This is a genomic window from Alcaligenes sp. RM2 (assembly GCF_052931795.1).
Window position 1 is genome coordinate 807,132 of record NZ_JBRFIO010000001.1, and the last position, 23,382, is coordinate 830,513.

General features: G+C 56.2%; 19 protein-coding genes. 11 read left to right on the plus strand and 8 right to left on the minus strand.

What is annotated here, in order from left to right; all coding sequences use genetic code 11:
* The first annotated feature begins 71 nt into the window (after positions 1 to 71).
* On the plus strand, positions 72 to 1,382 hold the full coding sequence (rlmD, locus tag ACU6HM_RS03720; RefSeq protein ID WP_022983150.1) for a 23S rRNA (uracil(1939)-C(5))-methyltransferase RlmD: 1,311 nt from the start codon (positions 72 to 74) through the stop codon (positions 1,380 to 1,382).
* Positions 1,383 to 1,703: 321 nt separating this feature from the next.
* On the opposite strand, the gene ACU6HM_RS03725 is transcribed toward rlmD, so the two are convergent.
* Positions 1,704 to 2,372: a TetR/AcrR family transcriptional regulator gene (locus ACU6HM_RS03725; protein WP_021446538.1), complete on the minus strand. Its 669-nt coding sequence runs from the start codon at positions 2,370 to 2,372 to the stop codon at positions 1,704 to 1,706.
* A 218-nt stretch (positions 2,373 to 2,590) separates the two neighbouring features.
* On the opposite strand from ACU6HM_RS03725, the gene ACU6HM_RS03730 reads away from it, so the two are divergent.
* Both ACU6HM_RS03730 and ACU6HM_RS03735 read left to right on the plus strand, forming a co-directional pair.
* Positions 2,591 to 4,003 (plus strand): NAD(P)/FAD-dependent oxidoreductase, encoded by a 1,413-nt coding sequence (locus ACU6HM_RS03730; protein WP_254499159.1) that lies wholly within the window; start codon positions 2,591 to 2,593, stop codon positions 4,001 to 4,003.
* Between the two features lie 154 nt (positions 4,004 to 4,157).
* On the plus strand, positions 4,158 to 6,608 hold the full coding sequence (locus tag ACU6HM_RS03735; protein WP_446763353.1) for a penicillin G acylase: 2,451 nt from the start codon (positions 4,158 to 4,160) through the stop codon (positions 6,606 to 6,608).
* Between the two features lie 301 nt (positions 6,609 to 6,909).
* Here ACU6HM_RS03735 and ACU6HM_RS03740 read toward each other — a convergent pair whose 3' ends face one another.
* Both ACU6HM_RS03740 and argH read right to left on the minus strand, forming a co-directional pair.
* Positions 6,910 to 7,899, minus strand: a complete 990-nt coding sequence (locus tag ACU6HM_RS03740; RefSeq protein WP_446763354.1) for an SIR2 family protein — start codon at positions 7,897 to 7,899, stop codon at positions 6,910 to 6,912.
* A 424-nt stretch (positions 7,900 to 8,323) separates the two neighbouring features.
* Positions 8,324 to 9,745, minus strand: a complete 1,422-nt coding sequence (gene argH / locus ACU6HM_RS03745; RefSeq protein WP_083053454.1) for an argininosuccinate lyase — start codon at positions 9,743 to 9,745, stop codon at positions 8,324 to 8,326.
* Positions 9,746 to 9,890: 145 nt separating this feature from the next.
* Between argH and ACU6HM_RS03750 the strand changes: the two genes are divergently transcribed.
* Genes ACU6HM_RS03750 through ACU6HM_RS03760 form a run of 3 tightly spaced genes read left to right on the plus strand, consistent with a single transcriptional unit; the run spans position 9,891 to position 12,452 of the window.
* The gene (locus tag ACU6HM_RS03750; protein ID WP_060185150.1) at positions 9,891 to 11,201 is read left to right on the plus strand and encodes a mechanosensitive ion channel family protein; all 1,311 of its coding nucleotides are present in this window, start codon (positions 9,891 to 9,893) and stop codon (positions 11,199 to 11,201) included.
* A 19-nt stretch (positions 11,202 to 11,220) separates the two neighbouring features.
* The gene (locus ACU6HM_RS03755) at positions 11,221 to 11,559 is read left to right on the plus strand and encodes a P-II family nitrogen regulator (protein WP_003799650.1); all 339 of its coding nucleotides are present in this window, start codon (positions 11,221 to 11,223) and stop codon (positions 11,557 to 11,559) included.
* 50 nt (positions 11,560 to 11,609) lie between these two features.
* Entirely contained in the window at positions 11,610 to 12,452 is an 843-nt protein-coding gene (locus ACU6HM_RS03760) for an aldo/keto reductase (RefSeq protein ID WP_302356838.1), read from the plus strand.
* Between the two features lie 75 nt (positions 12,453 to 12,527).
* Here ACU6HM_RS03760 and ACU6HM_RS03765 read toward each other — a convergent pair whose 3' ends face one another.
* Positions 12,528 to 13,736 carry an MFS transporter gene (locus ACU6HM_RS03765; protein ID WP_035271794.1) on the minus strand — a complete coding sequence of 403 codons (1,209 nt, stop codon included), beginning with the start codon at positions 13,734 to 13,736 and terminating at the stop codon, positions 12,528 to 12,530.
* A gap of 50 nt (positions 13,737 to 13,786) precedes the next feature.
* A complete protein-coding gene (locus ACU6HM_RS03770; RefSeq protein ID WP_250755756.1) occupies positions 13,787 to 14,362 on the minus strand; it encodes a chorismate--pyruvate lyase family protein in 576 nt (191 codons plus the stop codon).
* 36 nt (positions 14,363 to 14,398) lie between these two features.
* On the opposite strand from ACU6HM_RS03770, the gene ACU6HM_RS03775 reads away from it, so the two are divergent.
* Positions 14,399 to 15,133, plus strand: coding sequence for a pseudouridine synthase (locus ACU6HM_RS03775; RefSeq protein ID WP_009457119.1), 735 nt, complete (start codon positions 14,399 to 14,401; stop codon positions 15,131 to 15,133).
* Positions 15,134 to 15,148: 15 nt separating this feature from the next.
* Here ACU6HM_RS03775 and ACU6HM_RS03780 read toward each other — a convergent pair whose 3' ends face one another.
* Positions 15,149 to 16,003 carry a 23S rRNA (adenine(2030)-N(6))-methyltransferase RlmJ gene (locus tag ACU6HM_RS03780; protein ID WP_254499169.1) on the minus strand — a complete coding sequence of 285 codons (855 nt, stop codon included), beginning with the start codon at positions 16,001 to 16,003 and terminating at the stop codon, positions 15,149 to 15,151.
* A 25-nt stretch (positions 16,004 to 16,028) separates the two neighbouring features.
* Positions 16,029 to 16,775, minus strand: coding sequence for a glycerophosphodiester phosphodiesterase (gene ugpQ, locus ACU6HM_RS03785; RefSeq protein ID WP_009457115.1), 747 nt, complete (start codon positions 16,773 to 16,775; stop codon positions 16,029 to 16,031).
* A gap of 170 nt (positions 16,776 to 16,945) precedes the next feature.
* Between ugpQ and ACU6HM_RS03790 the strand changes: the two genes are divergently transcribed.
* From ACU6HM_RS03790 to ACU6HM_RS03805, 4 genes are all read left to right on the plus strand, one after another.
* Positions 16,946 to 18,904 carry a SurA N-terminal domain-containing protein gene (locus tag ACU6HM_RS03790; protein WP_021446540.1) on the plus strand — a complete coding sequence of 653 codons (1,959 nt, stop codon included), beginning with the start codon at positions 16,946 to 16,948 and terminating at the stop codon, positions 18,902 to 18,904.
* 70 nt (positions 18,905 to 18,974) lie between these two features.
* The gene (locus ACU6HM_RS03795; protein ID WP_336971749.1) at positions 18,975 to 19,847 is read left to right on the plus strand and encodes a peptidoglycan DD-metalloendopeptidase family protein; all 873 of its coding nucleotides are present in this window, start codon (positions 18,975 to 18,977) and stop codon (positions 19,845 to 19,847) included.
* 21 nt (positions 19,848 to 19,868) lie between these two features.
* Complete coding sequence (locus ACU6HM_RS03800) at positions 19,869 to 20,552, plus strand: AzlC family ABC transporter permease (protein ID WP_009457111.1); 684 nt, start codon at positions 19,869 to 19,871, stop codon at positions 20,550 to 20,552.
* Between the two features lie 9 nt (positions 20,553 to 20,561).
* Positions 20,562 to 20,906 (plus strand): AzlD domain-containing protein, encoded by a 345-nt coding sequence (locus tag ACU6HM_RS03805; protein ID WP_009457110.1) that lies wholly within the window; start codon positions 20,562 to 20,564, stop codon positions 20,904 to 20,906.
* Between the two features lie 193 nt (positions 20,907 to 21,099).
* On the opposite strand, the gene ACU6HM_RS03810 is transcribed toward ACU6HM_RS03805, so the two are convergent.
* On the minus strand, positions 21,100 to 23,379 hold the full coding sequence (locus tag ACU6HM_RS03810) for a RelA/SpoT family protein (RefSeq protein WP_009457108.1): 2,280 nt from the start codon (positions 23,377 to 23,379) through the stop codon (positions 21,100 to 21,102).
* Between the last annotated feature and the right edge of the window lie 3 nt (positions 23,380 to 23,382).

Here is a 23,382-nt window from a genome sequence, read left to right on the forward strand (position 1 = left end):
ATTCGCCATCGTTTGCAGCAATGCAACTGCGCCATTCTGCTTGGCAGGACGCTTATTTAGGTTTTTATCGAATGTCTGACGTATTGTTAATTGAATCGCTGGATCTGGAAGGACGCGGCGTCGCCCACAAAGAGGGCAAAGTGGTGTTTGTGGAAGGTGCCTTGCCCGGCGAGGCAGTACTGGCCGAGACGGTGCGCTCCAAGGACTCTTACGATAAAGCCCGCATGACGGCCTTGTTGAAAGCCTCGTCGCAGCGTGCTGAACCTCCCTGTCCCAACTTTGGTGTTTGTGGTGGCTGTGCCATGCAGCATCTGGAGCCCTCGGCCCAGGTTGCGGTCAAGCAGCGCGTGTTGGAAGATTCCCTGGGTCATATTGGTAAGGTAAAGCCAGGTCGCGTGCTGGCACCCTTGCACGGTCCTTACTGGGGTTACCGTTATCGCGCCCGTTTCTCCATGCGCTACGTGCCTAAAAAGGGTGGGGTGCTGGTCGGTTTCCGTGAAAAGAATGGCCGCTATGTGGTGGACATGACGGAATGTCGGGTACTGCCTGCCAAGGTTTCTGCCTTGCTGGAACCCTTGCGTTCCTGTCTGGCTGGCTTGTCCCGCCCCGATCGCCTGCCGCAGATCGAACTAGCTATGGGCGACAAGATCACAACCTTGACCTTGCGTCATATGGAGCCGCTGACCAGCGAGGATATCCAGCGTTTGCAGGATTTCGGGCAGGAGCACGACATCAGCTGGTGGTTGCAGCCCAAGGGCCCGGAAACGGCGCACCCCTTGCTGCGCGAAGATGCGGACAAGCTGGCCTACGCACTGCCAGAGTTTGATTTGCGCATGCCGTATCGTCCTACCGACTTTACGCAGGTGAACCATGACATTAACCGAAGCCTGATCTCGCGTGCCTTGACCTTGCTGGACGTCAAACCCGAGCATCGGGTGGCTGACCTGTTCTGTGGTTTGGGTAACTTCAGCCTGCCGCTGGCACGCCGCTCCGCCGAAGTGGTCGGGATTGAAGGCAGCAGCACCTTGACTGAACGTGCCGGTGAAGCGGCCTTGGCCCACAACCTGCAGGACAAGGCGAAATTTACTACCCTGAACCTGTTTGAAGTGGACGTGCAATGGCTGCGTGACCTGGGGCATTTCGACCGCATGCTGATTGACCCGCCACGCGATGGTGCCTTCGCTGTGGCCACCGCTTTGGCGCAGCTGGAAAAGCACGAGCGCCCCGAGCGTCTGGTTTATGTGTCCTGTAGCCCAGGTACTCTGGCTCGGGACGCCGGTGTATTGGTTCACCAGGGTGGTTATACGCTGGAATCGGCCGGTGTGGTGAATATGTTCCCGCATACGGCACACGTGGAATCAATTGCCGTCTTTACACGCTAAGTACACCTAAGCAGGCTTCAACTAAAACGCCCTGCAAATTGGACAGAGTTCCAGTTTGCGGGGCATTTTGTTTTTTCTTGGGGGCTTTGTCAGCTCGTTCGCCCAAGGTGCTGTTGCCTTCAATCTCGACCAGTTGGGTGGTATCGCGTTTTGAAGGCTGGCGGAAAGATCAGTCGCGTTCAGGTGCGTTTCTCGAGATGTGGGCATGAGCCAGCCTGTGTCCTTGCCAAGGTGGCCGGCAGCTATATGCTTTTTATCACCACGTTTGAAGGCTAGGCTGGCTGATCGGTTTTGTGTGTTTGATTCGGTCCGTTGCTGGTTTTACTGCTTGGTGGCAGGTGTCGCCGCTTTACCAGCATGGGCAATCAAGCCATCGTGTATCAGCTCCATCATCATCTTGAATACCTGCTCGGATTGCAGATGCACAAAGCGCGGCAGAATCTGGCGCAGCATAGGCACATCCTCGGCGGGCCATTGTTCCAGTTCGTTTAGCTCTTCTTCAGTCACCGGGCGGATAAGTCCACCCAACTCGCCCTGAATCAATCCATATAAAGCGGCATACCAGCCCACACAGGCGGCGGGGATTTCGGCATCGCTCAAACCGCCATCACGCAAGGCCCTGTATACCTGCTCAAGAACCAGATAGTCGGCCTTGCCGGTATTCAGAAAACGCTGCATTTGCTGAAAAGTCTGTGGGTGGCCCAAGGCCAGCTCACGATACTGTCGGGCCAATTCATACAAACGCTCTGTCCACGACAGACCCGTATCCACAGCTTGAATGCGGCCTGTCAAATAATCTGCCATCGCACGCAGCAAGCCGTCCTTGGACTTGAAGTGATAGAGCACGGCCATTGGATCGCAACCGACTCGTTCCCCCAGTTTGCGTAAAGAAAAGCCGCTGTCGCCGACTTCCTCCATCAAGGTGACGGCGGCGATGACCAGCTCGTCCTTATTCAGTTTGCGTGTGCGCGTGGCGGGTGCTTGGGCCAATAGAGTTCCTTTGATAGGGAAAGGGCAGATTTGCCAAGTTTAACTCTACAGAGTAGAATAAATTAATTCTACAGCGTAGAAGAAGATCGTTCCACCCCGTTTTTACAACGGGGTGTTGATAACGAGACAGAACGGAACGCCGCGTTGACGGGGCGTCACCGGAGCATTCCGCTCTGTGATCCAGGCGGCCAAAAGGCCGTAACAGACACAGGACATTTATGCTTATTTCTAAACCGACTCTTTTAAATGATGTTTCCAATGCAGAGAGCCTGCTGGTCAGTAATCCCCGATTGTGGAACTGGCGACAAGGCCATCTGAACGAAGCTGTCGCGCCCGCGACGTATTACGAAGCATCACTTGCCCCCTGGAACCGCTTTGAGCCTCTGCAAGCCGACACGCAATGTGATGTGCTGGTAGTGGGTGGTGGCTTGCTGGGTGCCTCTACCGCCTTGCACTTGGCCCGCTCTGGCCTGGACGTGGTGCTGGTAGAAAAAGACAGTATTGGCTCTGCCGCTTCAGGCCGAAACGGTGGTCAGTTGACTCCCGGCCTGGCCCGTTGGGAAGCCGCAGACATGATTGCGCATCTGCCTTTGGATGAAGCTCGCCGCTTATGGCGCTTCGCGTCCCATGAGGCTATGGATCTGCTCGATCAGATTGCTCAGGATTACGAGCTGGATTTTGATCGTCGTCGTGGTCATTTAACGGCTGCCATTCACGCAGGCCATATGGGCGCATTGGTAGAGGGGGCGGATGCCCGACGCTATCTGGGCGATACCAGCGTGGAAGTTGTGGGTAGCTACGAGCTGGAGCAGGAAATCCGCTCGCCCTTGTATCATGGTGCTGTGGTGGATACTCTGGGTGGTCAGTTGCATCCCCTGGCGCTACTGCGCGGACTGGTTTACGGCCTGGTTCAGCACGGCGGTCGAGTTTACGAAGGCAGCCCGGTCGAGGAAATCGAGCAGACGGAAAAGGGCGCTTTGGCTATCACCCCCGGTGGCACGATTCTGGCCCGTCAGGCCTTGGTACTAGCCGTGCATGATACGACTTCGCAGTTCTTGCCCACGCAGTCCAATACCACTGTCCCGTTCTATACCTATGTGGGTGTGACTGAACCTCTGGGGTGTCCAGTCAGCGAGCTGCTGCCAACAGACCGTGCGGTGTATGACACCCAGTTTCAGATCGACTATTACCGCGCCGTGCGTCAAAACCGTCTTTTGTTTGGCGGGCAGGGCACAGGCACCAGTTGGTCCCCTGAACGTATCAATGACTACCTGCTGGATCGTATCCAGACGGTTTTCCCGCAGCTGGAGCAGGTGCAACTGGACTTCTCCTGGAGCGGGATCAGTGACTTCACCCTGAACGGGGCAACTGACTCGCGCAAGACCGAGGATGCGGTACCTGTGTACATGGTGCATGGCTGGAGTGGTCACGGCGTGGCGCAAACCGTGCGTATTGGTAAAGCCATTAGTGACGACGTCATGGGTCGCAACGAGGACTTTGCCATGCTGACGGATATTACCCATCGCAGCATTCCCCTGGGCCATCAGTTATCCGGCCTGGCGATCCCAGTGGTCAAGGCCGCCATTGGCATGATGAGTGCGGTGAATCCCGGTCGTCTGGTGTCTTTCTAAATACGTTTTCAAGCCCTTGCTTAGCAGCGCTAACTAGGGCAAGCCCTTACTTGTTTTCGATCCTGATTGTTTTACATTGTGATTTCCTATTTGTATTAGCTTCAATATTTTAGGTTCATAAGAATTTTCAGTATCATAAAAACAAGGGACAGATATGCAGAAAGGGCTTGTTCGTACAGGGGTTGCGGCCGCTGGTTTGATCTTGGGTTTGGCGGGGGCACCGGCCCATGCGCAGGTGCAGTCGGTAGAGGTGATGCGTGACAGCTATGGTGTGCCGCACGTCTTTGCCGACAGCCACTATGGCTTGTATTACGGCTATGGTTATGCGGTCGCCCAAGACCGTCTGTTCCAGATGGATATGGCGCGCCGCTCCTTTGTAGGCACAACAGCCGCTGTTCTGGGTCCTGGCGAGCAGGATGTCTACGTCAAGTACGACATGCAGGTGCGCCAGAACTTCACCCCGGCTTCCATTCAGCGGCAGATAGCAGCCTTGTCCAAGGATGAGCGCGATATTTTCCGTGGCTATGCTGATGGCTATAACGCCTATCTGGAGCAGGTGCGCCGTCGTCCTGAACTGCTGCCTAAAGAATACATAGACTTTGATTTCCAGCCCGAGCCACTGACGGACTTTGATGTGGTCATGATCTGGGTGGGCTCCATGGCCAATCGCTTTTCCGACACGAATCTGGAAGTGACGGCACTGGCCATGCGTCAGTCTCTGGAAAAACAGCACGGCCCGGAACGTGGCCGTGCCTTGTTTGATGAACTGCTGTGGATCAATGACACAACAGCCCCCACCACCGTTCCGGCCCCCGCCGCCCAGCGCAAGCCGCAGGCGCGAGCAGGGGCACAGAATTTGACCCATGTTTCTTCACAAGTGCTGACTGCCGAGCTCGAGCGTCAGGACAAGCATTGGGGTGGCCGTGGCCCGGACTTTGCACCCAAGGCCAGCAATCTGTGGAGCACCCGCCCCGAGCGTGTTCAGGATGGGTCTACCATCCTGATCAACGGCCCGCAGTTTGGCTGGTACAACCCGGCTTACACCTACGGTATTGGCCTGCACGGCGCGGGCTTTGATGTGGTGGGCAATACGCCTTTTGCTTATCCGATTGTTCTGTTCGGTACCAACAGCGAGATTGCCTGGGGGGCGACTGCTGGTCCTCAGGACGTGGTGGATATGTACCAGGAGAAACTGAACCCGGCGCGCGTCGATCAGTACTGGTTCAATAATGCCTGGCGCACGATGGAGCAGCGCAAGGAGCGTATCCAGGTACGCGGTCAGGCTGATCGTGAAATGACGATATGGCGCACCGTACACGGCCCCGTGATGCAGTTTGATTACGAACAGGGCACGGCTTACAGCAAGAAGCGCAGCTGGGATGGTTATGAGGTGCAGTCCTTGCTGGCTTGGCTGAATGTAGCCAAGGCGCGCAACTGGATGGAGTTTCTGGATCAGGCCAGCAAGATGGCGATTTCCATTAACTGGTACTACGCCGACAAGCACGGCAATATCGGCTATGTCTCTCCTGCTTTCTTGCCCCAGCGTCCTGCCAATCAGGACATCCGCGTGCCAGCCAAAGGGGACGGCAGCATGGAGTGGCAGGGCATCAAGAGTTTTGACGCGATTCCTAAAGCCTACAATCCGCCGCAAGGCTATCTGGTCAACTGGAATAACAAGCCCGCGTCGGATAAAACTAATACGGATACTTACTACTGGACTTATGGCGACCGCATGAACGAGCTGGCCAGCCAGTATCAGCAGAAAGATGTGTTCAGCGTGCAGGAGATCTGGGCGTTCAACAAGAAGGCGTCCTACAGCGATGTGAACTGGCGCTATTTCCGTCCGCATCTGGAAAAGCTGGCGCAAAGTCTACCTGCCAATGACGCTGGTCAGGCGGCGTTGACGACCTTGCTGGCCTGGGATGGCATGGAACACGATCAAGCTGGGCAAAATGCCGGACCGGCACGGGTGCTGTTCAAAACCTGGCTGGAAGAGATGTACAAGCAAGTCCTGATGCCGGTGGTGCCTGAATCGCATCGTGCCATGTATAGCCAGACCGGTTTTGCTACGCAGCAAGGTCCCAACCCTGGTTCGATCAACTTGAGCATGGGCACCAAGGTACTGTTGCGTGCTTTGGCGCTGGAAGCGCATCCTGATCCCAAGCGTGTGAATGTCTTTGGTGAGCGTTCGTCTCAGGAAATCATGCACACGGCTTTGCAAAATGCGCAGGCCCGCTTGAGCCAGGAGCAGGGTGCTCAGATGGAGCGCTGGACCATGCCGACCTCGGTGCATCGCTTCAGTGACAAGAACTTCACGGGCACTCCGCAGACGAATTCGGGCAATACCTTTGCCTTTACTGGCTATCAGAACCGTGGCACGGAAAACAACCGTGTGGTGTTTGATACCCAGGGCGTGAAGTTCTGCGATGCCATGCCGCCCGGCCAAAGCGGTTTCACCGACCGTAATGGTGTGCGCAGCCCGCATTACGAGGATCAGCTGAAGTTGTACGAGAACTTCGAGTGCAAGACGATGGATGTGACACATACGGACATTCGTCGTAATGCGCAAAGCAGCACGATGCTTTTGATTCAGCCTCAGCCTTAACGTTGAGTGCGGCACCTGCACTTTGAGGCGGTGCCGCTTCTTCGATCGTTGCTGGAGGGGTTTAGCACGCCTGGAGATGCACCCCACGGAGGGAATTAAAAAGGTAGCTTGTCAGTATCAGCAGCGAAGTCTAAGCTGCATATCCGGGCAGGCAGGAGTGGAAGTAGGTCGAAGCCGTATAAATGTATTGACTCAGGTTGATCTGACAGACGCTGGCAGATCTATCGGGCAGAAAACGCCCCAAAGCTGCCGCTGGCAATAACAAACAACGACCGAAAAATTGCTCATCAGAGCCGATCAACTATTTCAGCCTAGGAAATCTCAATTCTCCCTGCTTAACTGGTGGCCTATAGATTGGTGATTCAGGATGCTGGTTTGTATCGAGTGGTAGTGGTGTTGTATATAGTTCGGGCAAGGACGCGATCTTCGTTTTTATGAGATCAGCGGCCTTGAGATAGCAGTCGCTATAGCTTCCTGCTACCACTGGTACTACCGTTACATTCAATGATCGTAGTAGAGAGGTGATTGGGGTCTCATTTGCCTCTCTATCGAGTGAGACGTGGTAGTAAAAAACTTGCCCTGTTTGACGCTTGCGCCGCCGTTTGTGCAGTAATAACCACCAAAGATCGATTTCTGTGAAGTCTAAACCCAGCGCGACAATGTGGACGTGATCTCGTAAGAAATAATCCACCCATGAGTAAACTGTACAGTTATCTGTGAATTCTAGATTGCCTTGTTTCACAGGACTACGTGCACGTCCATGGGGATGAGCCTTTACCTCAACCCAATCCGTCACGTAGTTTCGGATTTTTTGCAGGTACCCAGCGTAGTGATCGAACCCCAACACCATTGAAGCCGGTCGAGCCACATCGCCATGGATATGCCAGATTTCTTTCATTCCCGCGGTATGCCGACGAAATAGGCTGTATCTGGATTCAGGAGCAAGAAATGCAGGAGAGTGTAGTGGTCCGGAAAATGCCTCCTCGATGGTAAAGTCATAGTTTGTGGTCATGATCACGTTGAATTGATCACATACCCTAGTGTGAGCTTCAACCGAATCGATTTGCTTGAGTAACTTTGCGAACTCAACTTTTACCATCTGCTCTGCTTTCCGGAATGGCATTGTGGAGCGAGCGCATAGCTCTTCGATAAACATGGATAGCGGTTTAGATTCGATATGTGGCATCAAATCTTTGCCGTCGAATGTGGTCGCCAAATCTTGCAGTATTTCGTGCCAGCCTCTCTGCAATGCTACGCGATTTATACCGTTTCCAAGAAGAAGACTGTGCATAGGTTCCCAACGTGATATAGGAATTAGAAGTTAGTGGTGCCCGTCGAGGAACTCCGTTTCGCGCTCGCCCATTTTAGATGCATTTTGTCGCTCTGGCTGCAAGAGGCTCCACGAACAGTCAAGAAGGTTGGCTGGTAGGCTTGGTCGATGAGCAAGCCCCTAATTACACTGGCTTTTAAAACATTCCTGCACACACACCGGGGCCTAGAGTACGCATCTGAGGCGGCTTGTAATTAAAGGCCGATCGTCATTCCACCTGAAAGCAGGCTCTTACCGGAGACCGCTTTTGGCCGAAAGCGGCGGTTCCAGTCCTAACCCTAACGCAACTGACAAAACACGTCAGATCAAATCTAAGTCAACACCTATAAAAAAAGCCACTCCTGGGACAGGAGCGGCTTTTTCTGCTTTCAGCAGTCGCTGCTTATCAGCCAGGAATACGATCCAGAATGCGCTGTGCTTCAATACGCACCCGCTCAGGTGCGGTGCCACCGATGTGTTTGCGTGAAGCCACCGAGCCTTCCAGAGTCAACACGCCAAAAATATCCGACTCAATACGGCTGTCGAACTTTTGCAGTTGCTCCAGGCTTAGGTCTGCCAGGTCGCAACCCAGTTGCTCGCACTCACGCACGGCCAAGGCCACGGTTTCGTGGGCATCACGGAAAGGCAGGCCTTTCTTGACCAGGTAGTCGGCCAGATCAGTAGCAGTCGCAAAACCTTGCAGCGCTGCGGCGCGCATGGCTTCTGGCTTGACCTTGATGCCGGAGATCAGGTCTACAAAAATGGTCAGGGTGTCGCGAATGGTATCAGCCGAATCGAACAGGCCTTCCTTGTCTTCCTGGTTGTCCTTGTTGTAGGCCAGCGGTTGGCCTTTCATCAAAGTCAGCAGGGCAATCAGGTGACCATTGACGCGACCGGTCTTGCCACGAGCCAGCTCGGGAACGTCGGGGTTTTTCTTTTGTGGCATGATGGAGCTGCCAGTGCAAAAGCGATCTGCCAGATCAATAAAGCCCACGCGTGGGCTCATCCACAGCACCAGCTCCTCGGAGAAGCGGGAGATGTGCGTCATGATCAGGGCGGCAGCGGCGCAGAATTCGATGGCGAAGTCGCGGTCCGACACAGCGTCCAGCGAGTTGCGGCACACATCGTCAAAATCCAGCAGCTTGGCAACCATTTCACGGTCGATCGGGTAGCTGGTGCCAGCCAGTGCGGCCGCGCCCAATGGCAGGCGGTTCACGCGCTTGCGGCAGTCTTGCAGACGCTCGGCGTCGCGCTGGAACATTTCGGCGTAGGCCAGCAAATGGTGGCCAAAAGTAACGGGCTGTGCCACTTGCAGGTGGGTGAAACCGGGCAAAATAGTGTCTGCCTGAGCCAGTGCCAGTTCAGCCAGTTTGCGCTGCATCTGGGCCAGCAGGTCCAGGGCAATGTCGATTTCATTGCGCAGCCACAGGCGGATATCGGTAGCCACCTGGTCATTGCGCGAACGGCCGGTGTGCAGGCGCTTGCCCGCATCGCCAATCAGCTCGACCAGACGTTTTTCAATGTTCAGGTGCACGTCTTCCAGATCCAGCAACCACTGGAACTGGCCTTGGGCGATTTCGTCCAGAATCTGGCTCATGCCGCGCTCGATGTCGGCCTTGTCCTGCTCGGTAATCACACCGACGGCAGCCAGCATGCTGGCGTGGGCCAGAGAACCCTGAATATCAAAGCGGGCCATGCGCTTGTCAAAGTCCACCGACGCTGTGTAGCGTTTGACGAGGTCAGAGACGGGCTCGGAAAAGCGAGCCGACCAGGCCATGGCCTTATTGGCGAACTGGTCTTGGGAAGAGGAGGGGGTGTTTGATGACATAGAGGGCAATTATAGTGGATCGGACGGGCTGACGCAGGTCATCCAGTCCCGCAGGAAACAGACGCTGTGCAGTATATTAGATAGTTTTCAGACTCTAGGAAACCATGCGGGCCCTTTTTGGGGCTGGCTGGACAAGGAAGAATACATGGAGCAAGAACGCACCTTTGCCGATTTGTTGGGATGGCAATGGATCGAAGCGTATTTACCGCAGGATCGCTGGGTACAGATTTTGGCCGGTTTGGCCATGCTGACGGTGCTGGTCTGGATTGTCAGCTGGTTGACCAGTTCCGTACTCTCACGCCTGGTGCGGCGTTTGCTGAAAGTGGCGGGCAAGGACGATTGGGCGCGTGCCCTGGTCAAGAAGCGCTTTGTGCGCAATGTGGGCTATGCCGTGCCCTTGCTGGTGGTCAGTTCCAATCTGACCTTGCTGCCCCTGGCCAAGACCTTGCTGGAAATCATAGAGCGGGTGGCCTTGCTGGGCTTTCTGGTCTTTCTCATCATGGCGATTGTCAGCCTCCTGGGGGCCTGGCAAGAGGTCTACGCCAATTCCAGCAAAGGGCGCACCAAGTCCATCAAGGGCTATGTGGAAGTGGCCAAGATAGCGGTGTGGGCGATTGGCATTATTGTCATGATCTCCATCATTCTGGATCAATCGCCCGTTCTGTTGCTCTCCGGTTTGGGTGCACTGTCGGCGGTGCTCTTGCTGGTCTTTAAAGACACTTTGCTGTCGCTGGTGGCCAGCACGCAGATGAGCACCAATGACATGTTGCGCATCGGCGACTGGATCGAAATGAAGCAGGCCGGGGCGGATGGTTTTGTTATTGATATGGCGCTGCACACGGTCAAGGTCCAGAACTGGGACAAGACCGTCACCACCATTCCCACCTACAAGCTGTTCTCCGAGAGCTATCGCAACTGGCGTCAGATGTTTGAGTCAGGCGGCCGCCGTATCAAGCGCACGTTGAGCGTTGATGCCTCCAGCGTTCGTTTTTTGACGCCGACTGAAGTCGATAGCCTGTCGCGCTTTGCCTTGCTGCGCGATTACCTGAACGAGAAAAAAGAAGATCTGGAGCGTTCCAATCAGGAATTGAGCCGTGCCGGTCTGGATGCGGTCAATTACCGCCGCCTGACCAATCTGGGTACCTTCCGTGCCTATTGCATGGCGTATATCAAGCGCCATCCTGAAATCCATCAGGACATGATTCAGATGGTGCGCATGATGGAGCCCACGGCGGACGGTATTCCTATCGAGGTGTATTGCTTTACCAATAAAACCGCCTGGGTGGACCACGAGCGCATCCAGGGCGATATTTTTGACCACATTCTGGCGGTGCTGCCTGAGCTTGGCTTGCGTCTGTTCCAGTCGCCTACCGGTCGCGACTTGAGCCTGGGCTTGAGTCTGGCAGCAGAAAGTCATCGCCCGTCCTTGCCGGGCGCTGCCAAAGATCCTCTTTAAATTTGACGTGCGAGTAACCATGAAACAAATTACGGCCATCATCAAACCCTTCAAGCTGGATGAAGTTCGCGAAGCCCTGGCAGAGCTGGATGTTAACGGCTTGACCGTGACTGAAGTGAAAGGCTTTGGTCGTCAAAAGGGCCACACCGAGCTGTATCGCGGTGCCGAATATGTGGTGGATTTTCTGCCCAAGATTCGTGTGGACATCGTGGTGGCGGCCGATCGCTGTGATGCAATCATCGAAGCCATTATCAAAGCCGCCCATACGGGCAAAATTGGCGATGGCAAGATTTTTGTGACGCCGGTCGAGCAGGCTATCCGTATCCGTACTTCGGAGAGCGGTCGCGACGCCTTGTGAGGGGGTCGCAGTTGGGCTGGTTTGGACAGTAGTTATGGAAGGACAAGCTGATGCGATATGAAAAACTAGGGTCGGCACCACGTGTTTCGCGTGTAGGCCAAGGCAGTTGGTATGTGGAGCAGGCCGATTGGGCGCAGAGCGTGGCCGCGTTTCAGGCCGGGCTGGACGCTGGCATGAACCATATCGACACCGCCGAGATGTATGGTGACGGGCAAGCAGAAACCTTGATCGGTCAGGCCCTGCAAGGTCGTCGGCACGAGGCGTTTCTGGTGTCCAAGGTCTTGCCCTTCAATGCGAGCCGTCAGGGTGTAATCCGCGCTTGCGAGGCCAGCCTGAAGCGTCTGGGTACGGACTACCTGGATCTGTATTTATTGCACTGGCCCGGTCAGGTTCCTTTGGAAGAAACCTGCGCAGCCTTTGACAGGCTAGTTCAGCAAGGCAAGATCAAGCAATGGGGCGTCAGCAATTTTGACGTGCCGGATCTGGAAGAGCTGTACGACATCGTGGGGCCGGGTGAAATTGCCTGCAATCAGGTCTTGTATCACCTGAACGAGCGTGCCATTGAACACGCGGTTATGCCCTGGTGTCGGGAGCATCAAGTCAGCGTGGTGGCGTACAGTCCCTTTGGTCACGACGATTTCCCCGAGCCGAATTCAGAAGGCGGGGCCTTTTTGGCCGAGATTGCCAGCCATTATCAGGCTACTGCGCGGCAAGTGGCTTTGGCTTTTTTGCTGCGTGACCCCAATGTGTTTGTGATTCCCAAGGCCTCGCGCGCGGTTCATGCCCAGCAAAATGCCGCTGCCGGGGATCTGGTGCTGCAGCCCGAGCATATTCAGGCATTGGACGCTCAGTTTCCTCGCGGCCCCAAGCCTGCTTATTTACCGATGATTTGAACGCAAGAGGAACGGCCCCCAAGCCTGGATGAAATCCAAGGCTTGGGGGCCGTTTTTCATGAGCTGTCGCTTTGCTTAACTGGCGAAGTAGGGCTGACGCTTATTCTTGAAGTACAACCAGGCCAAAGCCAGCATGACTACGGCCGAGATCGGCAGCGTCCAGGTATTGACCCCATACCAGCCATACACGGCCAGCACGCGGCCCGAGGTGAAGGAAGACAAGGCCACACAGGTAAAGATGATGAAGTCATTCAAAGCTTGCACACGGCCACGCTCTTCCGGGCGGTAGCAGTCCACCACCATATTGGTGGCACCAATAAACCCGAAGTTCCAGCCCAGACCCAGCAAAATCAGGCTCACCCAGAAATGCGGCACCGTCATGCCCAGCAGCGCCACAATGCTGGCCAGTCCCAGCAAGAGCACGCCCGCAAAGGTGACGGGGATCTTGCCAAAGCGCTTGATCAGATTGCCGGTAAAGAAGCTGGGGCCGAACATGGCCAGAATATGCCACTGAATCCCCAAGGTGGACTCTTTCAGGCTATGGCCGTGCATGACCATGGCCAAGGGCGAAGCCGTCATCAGAAAGTTCATCAGCACATAGGAAGCGACTCCGGCCAGGAGCGCAATGATGAAGTAGCTATTGGAGGCAATCTCGCGTAACGGGCGTCCGGTGTAGGGGATTTTCTCTTGCTGATTCCGTGTGCCCGGTGCCAGGCGCAGGCCAAAGGCGAAGGGCAGGACCAAGGCCGCCAGGGCAGCTTGTGCCAGGAAGGCGGCGGCAAAAGGGTGCTCCGGCCAAATGTCCTGGGTATGGATAATGGTCTGGGTGGCGATAATCGCGCCCAGCAGCCCCCCGGCCATGACCCAGGAAATGGCCTTGGGGCGGAAGGCATCACTGGCGTCATCGGCCGCGGCAAAACGATAGCTTTGTACGTAAGAGGCATACAGCCCGGCCAGCAGAGTGCCCACACAGAACATGACAAAGGACAGGCTGTAGATCCCGGCGGCGGCCAGCAGGCCCGCCCCTATGCCCAGCAAGGCACCGATGATATAGCCACCCTGGCGCCCCAAGCGGCGCATCAGGTAGGCCGCTGGCAAAATGCCCACAGCCAGACCCAGGTTGAAAATACCTACCGGCAAGGTCGCCAGGTCCGGGCTGCTGGCCATTTTTTGGCCCACCAGACTGCTGAGTGCGACCACCAAGGCCGGGTTTGCCCCGCCTAATGCTTGCATCCCGGAAAGAATAAAGGCGTTGCGTCGGCTTGGATCGGCTTGCGTGGACATGGTCTGGTTCTGTATATAACTTTGTTTTATTAGCTAATGCTGAATTTGAGCTAAACCAGTGTAGCACCGCGTGCCCAGAAGGCTGGCATAAAGGATTCGGCCACCAGGAGGGGTTGACCGTGCCGCCAGAAGACGGAGCAGCGCGACAGAATCTGCTGAGCCTGCGGAACCGGCTCGCCACTGGGATTCAGGGCGCGCTCAATCGTGCGAAAAAAGCTCATGCCGCGATTCAAACGGCAGCTTAAAAAGGCGGAACGTTGTATCTGGGCATCGTTATAAAGCATGTCGGCCAGCGGACGGCTACGCAGCCGCCGTATGCCTTGCCAGACGCTGTGTGAGGCGGGCAGGGGAGTGAAACTGCGGGCAATCACGCAGCGGATTCCGTCCACCGCCATGGACACCTCGCGTATCCAGGCCAGCGTGCCTGGCGGCTTTTGAATCAAAGCGGCTTCTTGCGGGTTCAAGCGGCAAGCGTATTCGCTGACCACTTCCAGATCGACCTTGCCCAAGCGGCGCAGACCGCCAGTCAGGGCGCCGGGACGGTGTAGCCAGTACTTTTGAGCGGGGGTAGCAGAGGGGTGAACGTGCTCATGCCAGGGTTTTTTTGTGCTGGAGGGAAATTTCATGTCCTGTATTATCGCCAAAGCCATAAAATAGCGCTCATGGAAAAAGAACGTATCTCAAAATTAATGGCCCAGCGCGGCATGTGTTCACGCCGTGAGGCGGATGCTTTCATCGAGCGCGGCTGGGTTCGTGTGGACGGTCAAATCGTCTCTGAACTGGGGAGCAAAGCCTACCCCAATCAGAAAATCACACTGGAAAAACAAGCGCGTCAGCGTCAGACCCAACGTGCCACTATCTTGCTGCACAAGCCCGTGGGCTATGTGTCGGGGCAAGCCGAAGCCGGTTATCGCAATGCGGTTTCCCTTATCGGCGCTTCCACGCAGTACAAGGGTGGTCGCGGCAGTCAACGCTTTGATCCGGCGCATTTGCGCGGTCTGGCGCCGGCTGGTCGTCTGGATATCGACTCCACCGGATTGCTGATTCTGACTCAGGATGGTCGTATTGCGCGGCAGATTATTGGCGAAGACTCGGTCATCGACAAGGAATATCTGGTGCGTGTAACCGGCAAGTTGAGCGAGCGTGGTCTGGAACTGCTGAACTTTGGTTTGAGCCTGGACGGCAAGCCCTTGCTGCCGGCTCAAGTGTCCTGGCAGAACGATGACCAGCTGCGTTTCATCTTGCGCGAAGGCAAGAAACGCCAGATTCGCCGCATGTGTGAACTGGTCGGCTTGAAAGTGGTGGGTCTGAAGCGCGTGCGTATTGGCGATCTGGTGCTGGGCGACCTGCCTATGGGCCAGTGGCGCTACATGAAAGAATCCGAGAGCCTGGCCTAAAGGCAAAGGGGCGGCTTACAGCCCCGAGTGACGAAGTTGAAAGCTGGCCTTGTCATCCTGGGCCAGCGTTTTTGTTAACCACGGCATGCTTTGTTCCAGAGCTTTGAGCAGCGTCCAGGGAGGATTGCTGATGAACAGGCCACTGCCATGCAAACCCAAACCATTTTTGGCCGGAGCACGAACCGACAGGCTGACATGCAGCCAGGGCGTATCCAGTTGCTCCAGCTTGCGTTGCAAGGCTTGTACTTCGGGCCGCTGCACAATGGGATACCACACGATAATACAGGCTTGAGCAAAACGCTTGAGCGCGTTTTTGACGCTGTTCAAGACCTGCTGGTAGTCGGATTTGGCCTCGTACGAGGGGTCCATTACCACGATGGCACGTCGTGAGGGCGGCGGTAGCAGGCGTCCCAACTGTTCAAACCCATTTTCCGGATACAGGCGCACCCGACGGTTTCCCTGGGGGAATAGTTGCGCCACGTTGTCGCTCAAGACTTCGAATTCAGATGGGTGCAGTTCAAAGCCGTGAAAGCTGTCCTGCGTGCGCAAGCGCTCCAGCGCCAGCCAGGGCGAACCGGGATAGTAGCGCGCGGTACCGTCCGGGTTCAGGTCGGCAATGGCATCAATATAGTGTTCCACCAGCTCCGGGTAGTCGTCCTGCTGCAAGACCCGGTCCAGGCCGTCGTAGAACTCGCCCTTGGTTTGCGCCCAGTCGTGCTCCAGATCATAGATACCGGCACCACAGTGGGTATCGATGATGCTGAAAGCGCTGTCTTTTTGAGCGTAGTAATTAAAGATATGCAGCAAGGTGGCGTGCTTGAGCACGTCTGCATGATTGCCAGCATGAAAGGCGTGACGGTAACTGAACAAGAGAAATCCTGGTGTTGCGGTTTAATTAAAGAGTGTCGGGGCGAATGGTGGTGACTTTATCAGTGAAAATGCCATTGCACCCCCAATCGAGCAGTTCGCGCACCCGCTCGGCATCGTTCACGGTCCAGACAGCCACGGTGTAGCCTTTTTGTCGAATTGCCTGAACCAAAGCCTGAGTGACAAAGCGGTCATTCAGATTCAGACCCATGCAGCCCAGACGCTCCAGACGTTCGGGCCAGTCGGCCGGAACATCTTCTTCAATCAGCAGGGCACGGGGCAGGGTGGGGGCGGCTTGTTGGGCTGCTTCCAGAGCCTCTTCAGAAAAGGACGACAGCAGCGGCGGCAAGCTGGCCTGCGCCCACAAGGCTTGGGCGGCCAGGGCGACCAGTCGGCCCGTTTCGGCTTCGTCCCCGGTAGTCGGCTTGATTTCGATATTGCTGTGAACCTGATTGGCCAGGGTGAAGGCGGCTATCGAACTTAATGTGGGCATGGGCTCCCCGGCGTAGGCCGAGGAATGCCAGGCACCGAAGTCCAGGGCGGACAGCTCGGCCAAGGTTAGCCTGGAGGCAATACCCTGACCATTGGAAGTACGGTCCAGCTCGTCATCGTGCAGCAGCACGGGAACCGCATCACGGCTCAGTTTGACGTCGTACTCCATCATGCGAAAACCGTTCTGGGCACCGACCCGAATGGCGGCCAGGGTGTTCTCCGGGGCAATCTTGCCGGCGCCACGGTGGGCGATCAAAGCAGGGTAGGGCCAGTGATGATTCATTGAAGACATGGCGGACTCGCAAGAGGCGTGATAAAAAGCCAATGTACTATTTTAACCGGGGCTGTACACTGTACGGTTTTCATATACGGTATATTTTCAGGCCGCGCCGGCTCACCGGCCTGATGCGCCACCCGCAGCGCCCTGCTGCAAGCGAAAGTAGGTGATGATTAATGTTCGAGATTATCCGTAAGAACCAACGCGTCATGCAGCTGGTCCTGTTAGTGCTGATTCTGCCGTCTTTTGTACTGATCGGCGTCAGCGGCTACTCCAGCTACGTTTCGGGCGATAGCGATATTGTCAAAGTTGGCGATAGCGCCATTACGTCCCAGGAATTTGATCGTGCGCGCCGCATGCAGCTGGACGATATGCAGCGCAACAATCCTTCCGGTTTTGATCTGGCCCAGGCTGACAGCCTGGAAAGCCGTCGTGCATTGCTGGAATCCTTGATTGATCAGCGTGTACAAATTGAAGTGGCTACTGCCGCTCGCTTTAACGTCTCCGACATTGCGCTGCGCGACTACATCGCCACTATGCCGGAATTTCAGGAAAACGGTTCTTTCTCGCCCGCCCTTTACAGCCAGGTTCTGGCTTCGGCAGGTATCAATACCCGTGATTTCGAGCAAAGCCAGCGCGGCCAGATGGCCCTGCAACGCGTGCTCGGTCCCGTGGCTGCCAGCTCTTCCATGCTGCCCAGCGTGATGAACAAGCTGGAAATCGCCCTGACCGAAGAGCGTGGTGTACGCACACGCAGCTTCCTGACTCGTGATTTCGAATCCAAGGTTCAGATCAGCGATGCCGATCTGCAAGCCTGGTATGACGCCAACAAGCAATCACTGGAACTGCCCCAGCAAGTCAAAGTGGAATATTTGCTGCTGAATGAAGCGGCAGCCTCCAAGGATCTGGCGACGCCTACCGACGATCAGCTCAAGCAATACTACGAGCAAAACAAGGCTCGTTACGTGCAAGCTGGCCGTGTGAACATCAGTCACATTCTGGTGACATTGCCTGCCGGTGCCTCCGATACCGAACGTGAAGCGGCCCAGACCAAGGCTCGCGAACTGGCTGAAAAAGCCCAGGCCAATAAAGAAGGCTTTGCCGACCTGGCCCGTGCCAACTCCCAGGACGAGGGTAGCGCCCGTGAAGGTGGCGAACTGGGCTGGATCAGCAAAGGCTCCTGGCCGTCCGTGCTGGAAAGCGCTGTATTTGCCTTGAAAAAAGGTGATGTGTCGGGCGTGATTGAAGGCCCCAACGGTTTCCACATTTTCAAGAGTAACGAAGTTCAGCCCGAACAAGGCGAGTCCTTCGAGCAAGCTCGCAGCAAGGTGCAGGACGAAGTGCGCAAGCAGCTGGCTTCCGAGCGCTTTGCCGATATGGCCAGCAAGCTGACCAATCTGGTTTACGACAACGAGGACAATCTGGAAGCCGCCGCCAATGCCTTGGGCCTGACTCTGAAGCAGGCTGAAGGCATCAGCCGCCAAGGTTTGATTCCTGCTTCGCAAGTTGAAGGTGAGCTGGCTGCCGCCAAGAGCCCTGATGCAGCCGTGCTGGATGACAGCCGTGTTCGCCAAGCCTTGTTCAATGCCGAAACTCTGGCTTCGCGCAAGAATGCAGGCGTTGTAGAAGTGTCGCCTGACACCTTGATTGCCCTGCGCGTAACCGACGTTACCGAGGCTCATGTGCCTGCACTGGATAAAGTACGCACTATTGCTGAGGAAAACCTGCGCCGTGAAAAGGCGGCTGCCTTGGCGGTTCAGGCCGGTGAGGACTACCTGAAGCAGTTGCAAGCGGGTGCCGAACCTGAGAACTTCTCGGCCCAGTTTGCCGTGAGCCGTGCGGAATTCCCCGAGATGGACGAAGCCTTGCTGAACAAGGTTCTGGCCAACCCCGTGGACAAGCTGCCTGCCTATGTGGGTGATCGCCAACCCCAGGGCTACACCGTGGTGCAGATTCTGAGCCATGAGCCCGGCAAGTCCGGCAACCCTGGGCTGGACATGCTGACAGCACAGTTGACCCAAGCCATGGCCCGCACGGAGACCCAGGCCGTTCTGCAAGCCATGCGTGTGGAAGAGAAGGTTCAGATTCTGCCAGAAGCAGAAAAAGAGTTGACCTCCACAGGTGAAAATGAATAAAGCGGCTTGAATCAGAGCCTGTAACCCTGGAGCCAGCAGGCTCCAGGGGTGTTTTTCAAAGAGCATTCTGATGAATCACACTGATATTTCCCTGGTACGGCGGCGCCTTTTAGGCGCCGCAACTGTTTGGGGCCTGACGGCACCGTACTTGGCCTATGCTGCGCCTGGGCAGGGCACCTTTATCGAGCGCACCTTGCATCGCCCTGTGCCAGGCGGGGTGGCAGTGCTGGACCTGGGAGCGGGTGGCTCAGCGCCGGTGGTGCACTTTAATGGCAACCGTGTGCTGGTGATTCAGGATGCTGATCAGCGTTGGAAAGCGATTGTCGGACTGGACTTGAAAACCCAAGCAGGCCAGTACAGCATATCCGTGCAAGGACAGTCGGGCGTAGCGTTTCAGGTTGGCAGCAAGCGTTACCGCGAGCAGCGCATCACCCTGAAAAACAAGTCGCATGTGAATCCGGACCCGCAGCAGCAAGCCCGTTTTGAGCGTGAATACGAGGAGCAGATGCAGGCATATGCCAGCTTCCGCACAGAAGGCCCCAGCAATGTGGTCTTTGAAAAGCCGGTACCGGGTCGCTTGACCAGTCCGTTTGGTTTGCGCCGTTTTTTCAATGGTGAAGAGCGTAATCCACATTCGGGCCTGGACTTTGCCGCGCCTACCGGCACGGCAGTAAAAGTGCCCGCTGACGGGATCGTCACCATTGTGGCGGATTACTTCTTTAACGGTAAAACCGTATTTGTGGATCATGGTCAGGGCCTGATCACCATGTTTTGTCACTTGTCGGCTTTTGATGTGCGCGTAGGTGATCGTGTCAGCAGGGGTGATGTGGTGGCGCGTTCCGGCGCAACGGGCCGTGCGACTGGCCCTCATTTGCACTGGAATGTCAGTCTGAATAACGCACGGGTGGACCCCGCCATCTTTATTGGTGCATTCCAGGCCTAGGCAGGCCCTGCAAGGTTTTTCATGATTATCGGTTCGGCATATCGACGGGGCTTGCGAGACAGCGCCTCTATCGCCCTGGGCTATGTCCCCGTCGCGATTTCCTTTGGTTTGACCGCTGTGCACGCGGGCTTGTCACCCTGGCTGGCAGTGATGGTGTCCCTGATCGTGTACGCGGGGGCCAGTCAGTTCATTTTGATCAGTCTGCTGGTGGCAGGCGCCGCCTATCCCAGCATTTTGGGTATTGTGCTGCTCATGAACCTGCGCCATGTGTTCTATGGCCCAACCTTGATGGGCTTTTTTACCGGCCCAAGAACTGTCTCCAGTCTGTTCATGGCTCCTGGCCTGACCGATGAGGTCTTTGCCGCTTCTGCAGCCGGAGTAGCCCGCCAACCGGCCCAGGAGCAGGAGTCCTGGTACTGCGGCTTGCAACTGGGCTCTTACCTGTCCTGGGTGCTGGGCACCGCCGTGGGGGCCTTCTTCGCCAGCGATTTGCTGGGTCAATCTCCCGTGCTGGAAAAGACGCTGGGTTTTGTCTTGCCCGCCTTGTTCTTTGCCCTGTTGCTGGAAATCCGCCGATCTGCACCTTTGCCGGTGTTGGTGGCTGCCGCTGTAGGGGCTGTTCTGGCCATGGCTTTCTTGCCATCGTATCTGGCGATTATTGTCGGCATGCTGGCCGGTGGTTTGATGGCCCTGCGCCGCGCTTAAGGAGTGGAGATGGATTGGAGTTTTCTGCTCATGATTGTGCTGGCGGGTCTGGGAACATTTTTGATTCGTTACTTGCCCTTGCGTCTGGGTGGACGACAAGGCAAGGTGGACCCCAGCCGCGTTTCGATCTGGCCACGCCTGTTTGGGGCCATTGGCCCGGCAGGTGTGGTGTCCTTGCTGGTTGTGTCCCTGATCTCCTTGCTGCGCCCTGAACATATGTCCCTGGACTTGCCGCCTTTGCTGGCAGGTCTGGCAGGGGTGCTGCTGGGCCGTCGCTGGCCAGGTGGCATTGCGGGTTCAACACTGACTGGCGTGCTGGCCTATGGCCTGTGCGTGGCTTACGTGGGTGTGTAAGTCGCTTGTCTCCCTGTTTCTGCCTTTGTGATATCTGGTGTCATGAGCCGGATGGGAGTTATTTGTGTGCTATTCCAGCTTGTATGTGAGGCCCTGACATAGGGCACAGTGAGCACGGTAATGAGATCTGAAAAAAACGCCTGCTATTGAGCAGGCGTTTTTTGTACGGCTGAAAGCTGGTTTGCAAGCGGGTTTAGCCCTTCACACGCACAATCTTCTGAACCTGCGGTACGTGACGGATGGCGCGAATCACGCGTGCCAAGTGAGTACGGCTATCAACCTGAACGGTCAGGTGCAGTACCGAGGTCGCAGCCGATTCGTCCGGCATGGAAATATGCAGGATGTTGGAGTCAGCATCGGTAATTTCAGCAGCCAGACGGCCAAGAACACCACGCTCGTTGATCGCAGTGACATCCAGACGGGTGGACAGGTGGCGGGCGGTATTGCTGTCCCACATGACAGGAACCCAACGTTCGGGCTCTTTGGCTTGGGCGCGTTGTGCCACCGCACACTCAGCCATATGAACAACCAAACCGTGACCCAGACGGATGCCGCCAATAATGGCGTCACCGGGCAGGGGGCCACAGCACGGTGCCAGCTGTACAGCCTGACCTTCGTTACCGTGAATCAGAATCGGTGCAGAAGTGTTGGCGTTAATTTCGTCAAACTCGGCCGCAGTGGTTTCCAGCAAGGGGTTTTCTGGAGCAAAGCGGCGCGCCACGACGGCGGCCAAACGTTTGCCCAAGCCAATATCGGCCAGAATTTCTTCACGGGATGCGGCGCCCGAACCCTTGGCCAGTTTGTCCCAGTTGGGATCGTCGTCGGTGGCATGTGGCAGGCTTAGCTGGTCAAAGGCTTGATCCAGCAGACGGCGGCCAAAAGCCACGGATTCTTCGTATTTAACCGTGCGCAGGTAATGGCGGATTTCCGAACGGGCGCGGCCCGAACGGACGTAGTTCAGCCACTGAGCGCTTGGGCGAGCGGCGGGAGAGGTAATGATCTCTACCGAGTCACCGCTTTTCAGCTCGGTGCGCAGCGGGGCAAACTCGCCATTGATTTTGGAAGCAACAGCGTGATTGCCGATATCGGTGTGAATGCTGTAGGCAAAGTCCACCGGAGTCGCACCACGAGGCAGGGAAATAATCTTGCCTTTGGGCGTATGGACGTAAACGGCATCGGGGAACAGGTCAACTTTGACGTGTTCCAGGAATTCTGTGGAGTCGCCTGTCTGGCTTTGGATATCCAGCAAGGATTGCAGCCAGCGGTGTGTGCGCTTTTGCAGATCGTTCAGGGTGACGTCGTCTTCTTTGTACAGCCAATGAGAGGCCACGCCTTCTTCTGCCACGTGATCCATTTCGCGGGTGCGGAACTGGAACTCGACAGGGGTGCCGTAGGGGCCAATCAAGGTAGTGTGCAGGGACTGGTAGCCATTCACTTTGGGGATGGCAATGTAGTCCTTGAATTTGCCCGGTACGGGGCGATACAGCTGGTGCAGCGTACCCAAGGACAAATAGCACTCGGGCAGGGTATGCACAATGACGCGAAAGCCATAAATATCCAGCACGTCCGAAAAGGACTTTTTCTGCTCGACCATCTTGCAGAAAATACTGTAGAGCGACTTCTCACGGCCGGAAATTTCGGCATCAATCCCGGCAGCAGGCAGGGCGATCTTGACGGCTTCGGTGATCTTGCCCAGTACTTCACGGCGATTGCCACGCGCTGCCAGCAAGGCCTTGTGCAGCACCTTGTAGCGATTGGGGTAGATCGCCTTGAAGCAGCGATCCTGCAGCTCGCGGAACAGGGCGTTCAGGCCCAGGCGATGCGCGATCGGAGCGTAAATATCCAGCGTTTCCTGGGCGACGCGGCGGCGTTTTTCCGGCTTGACCGCATCCAGGGTGCGCATATTGTGCAAGCGGTCGGCCAGCTTGATCAGAATCACGCGCACGTCACGCGACATGGCCAGCAGCATCTTGCGGAAGCTGTCGGCCTGTTGCTGTGTCTTGGTAGCAAACTCCAGGCGTTCCAGCTTGGACAGGCCGTCCACAATCTCGGCCACATCGGTCCCGAACTTCTCAGCCAGTTCCTGCTTGGTGACGTCCTGATCTTCGATCACGTCATGCAGCAGGGCCGACATCAAGGCATCGGTATCCAGCTTCCAGCCGGCACAGATTTCCGTGACGGCAATGGGGTGCGAGATATAGGGTTCGCCACTGGCGCGAAACTGCCCCAGATGGGCCTGATCGGAGAAACGATAGGCCTCCCGTACCCGTTCTACATCTTTCGGGTCCAGGTACTGCGAGATAATCTTGTGTAGCGGAGCCAGTGAGGCAATAGGAGGACTGGCACTTTCCTGGGCAGCTTGTGCCAGTGCCGGGGTGTTCTTGTCTTTAGGCTTGCGACGACCTAGCCGTGAACCTTTTTTAAGGACGGCCAACAGCCCAGACGATGCGCCCCGTAAACCAGAAAATGCCATACC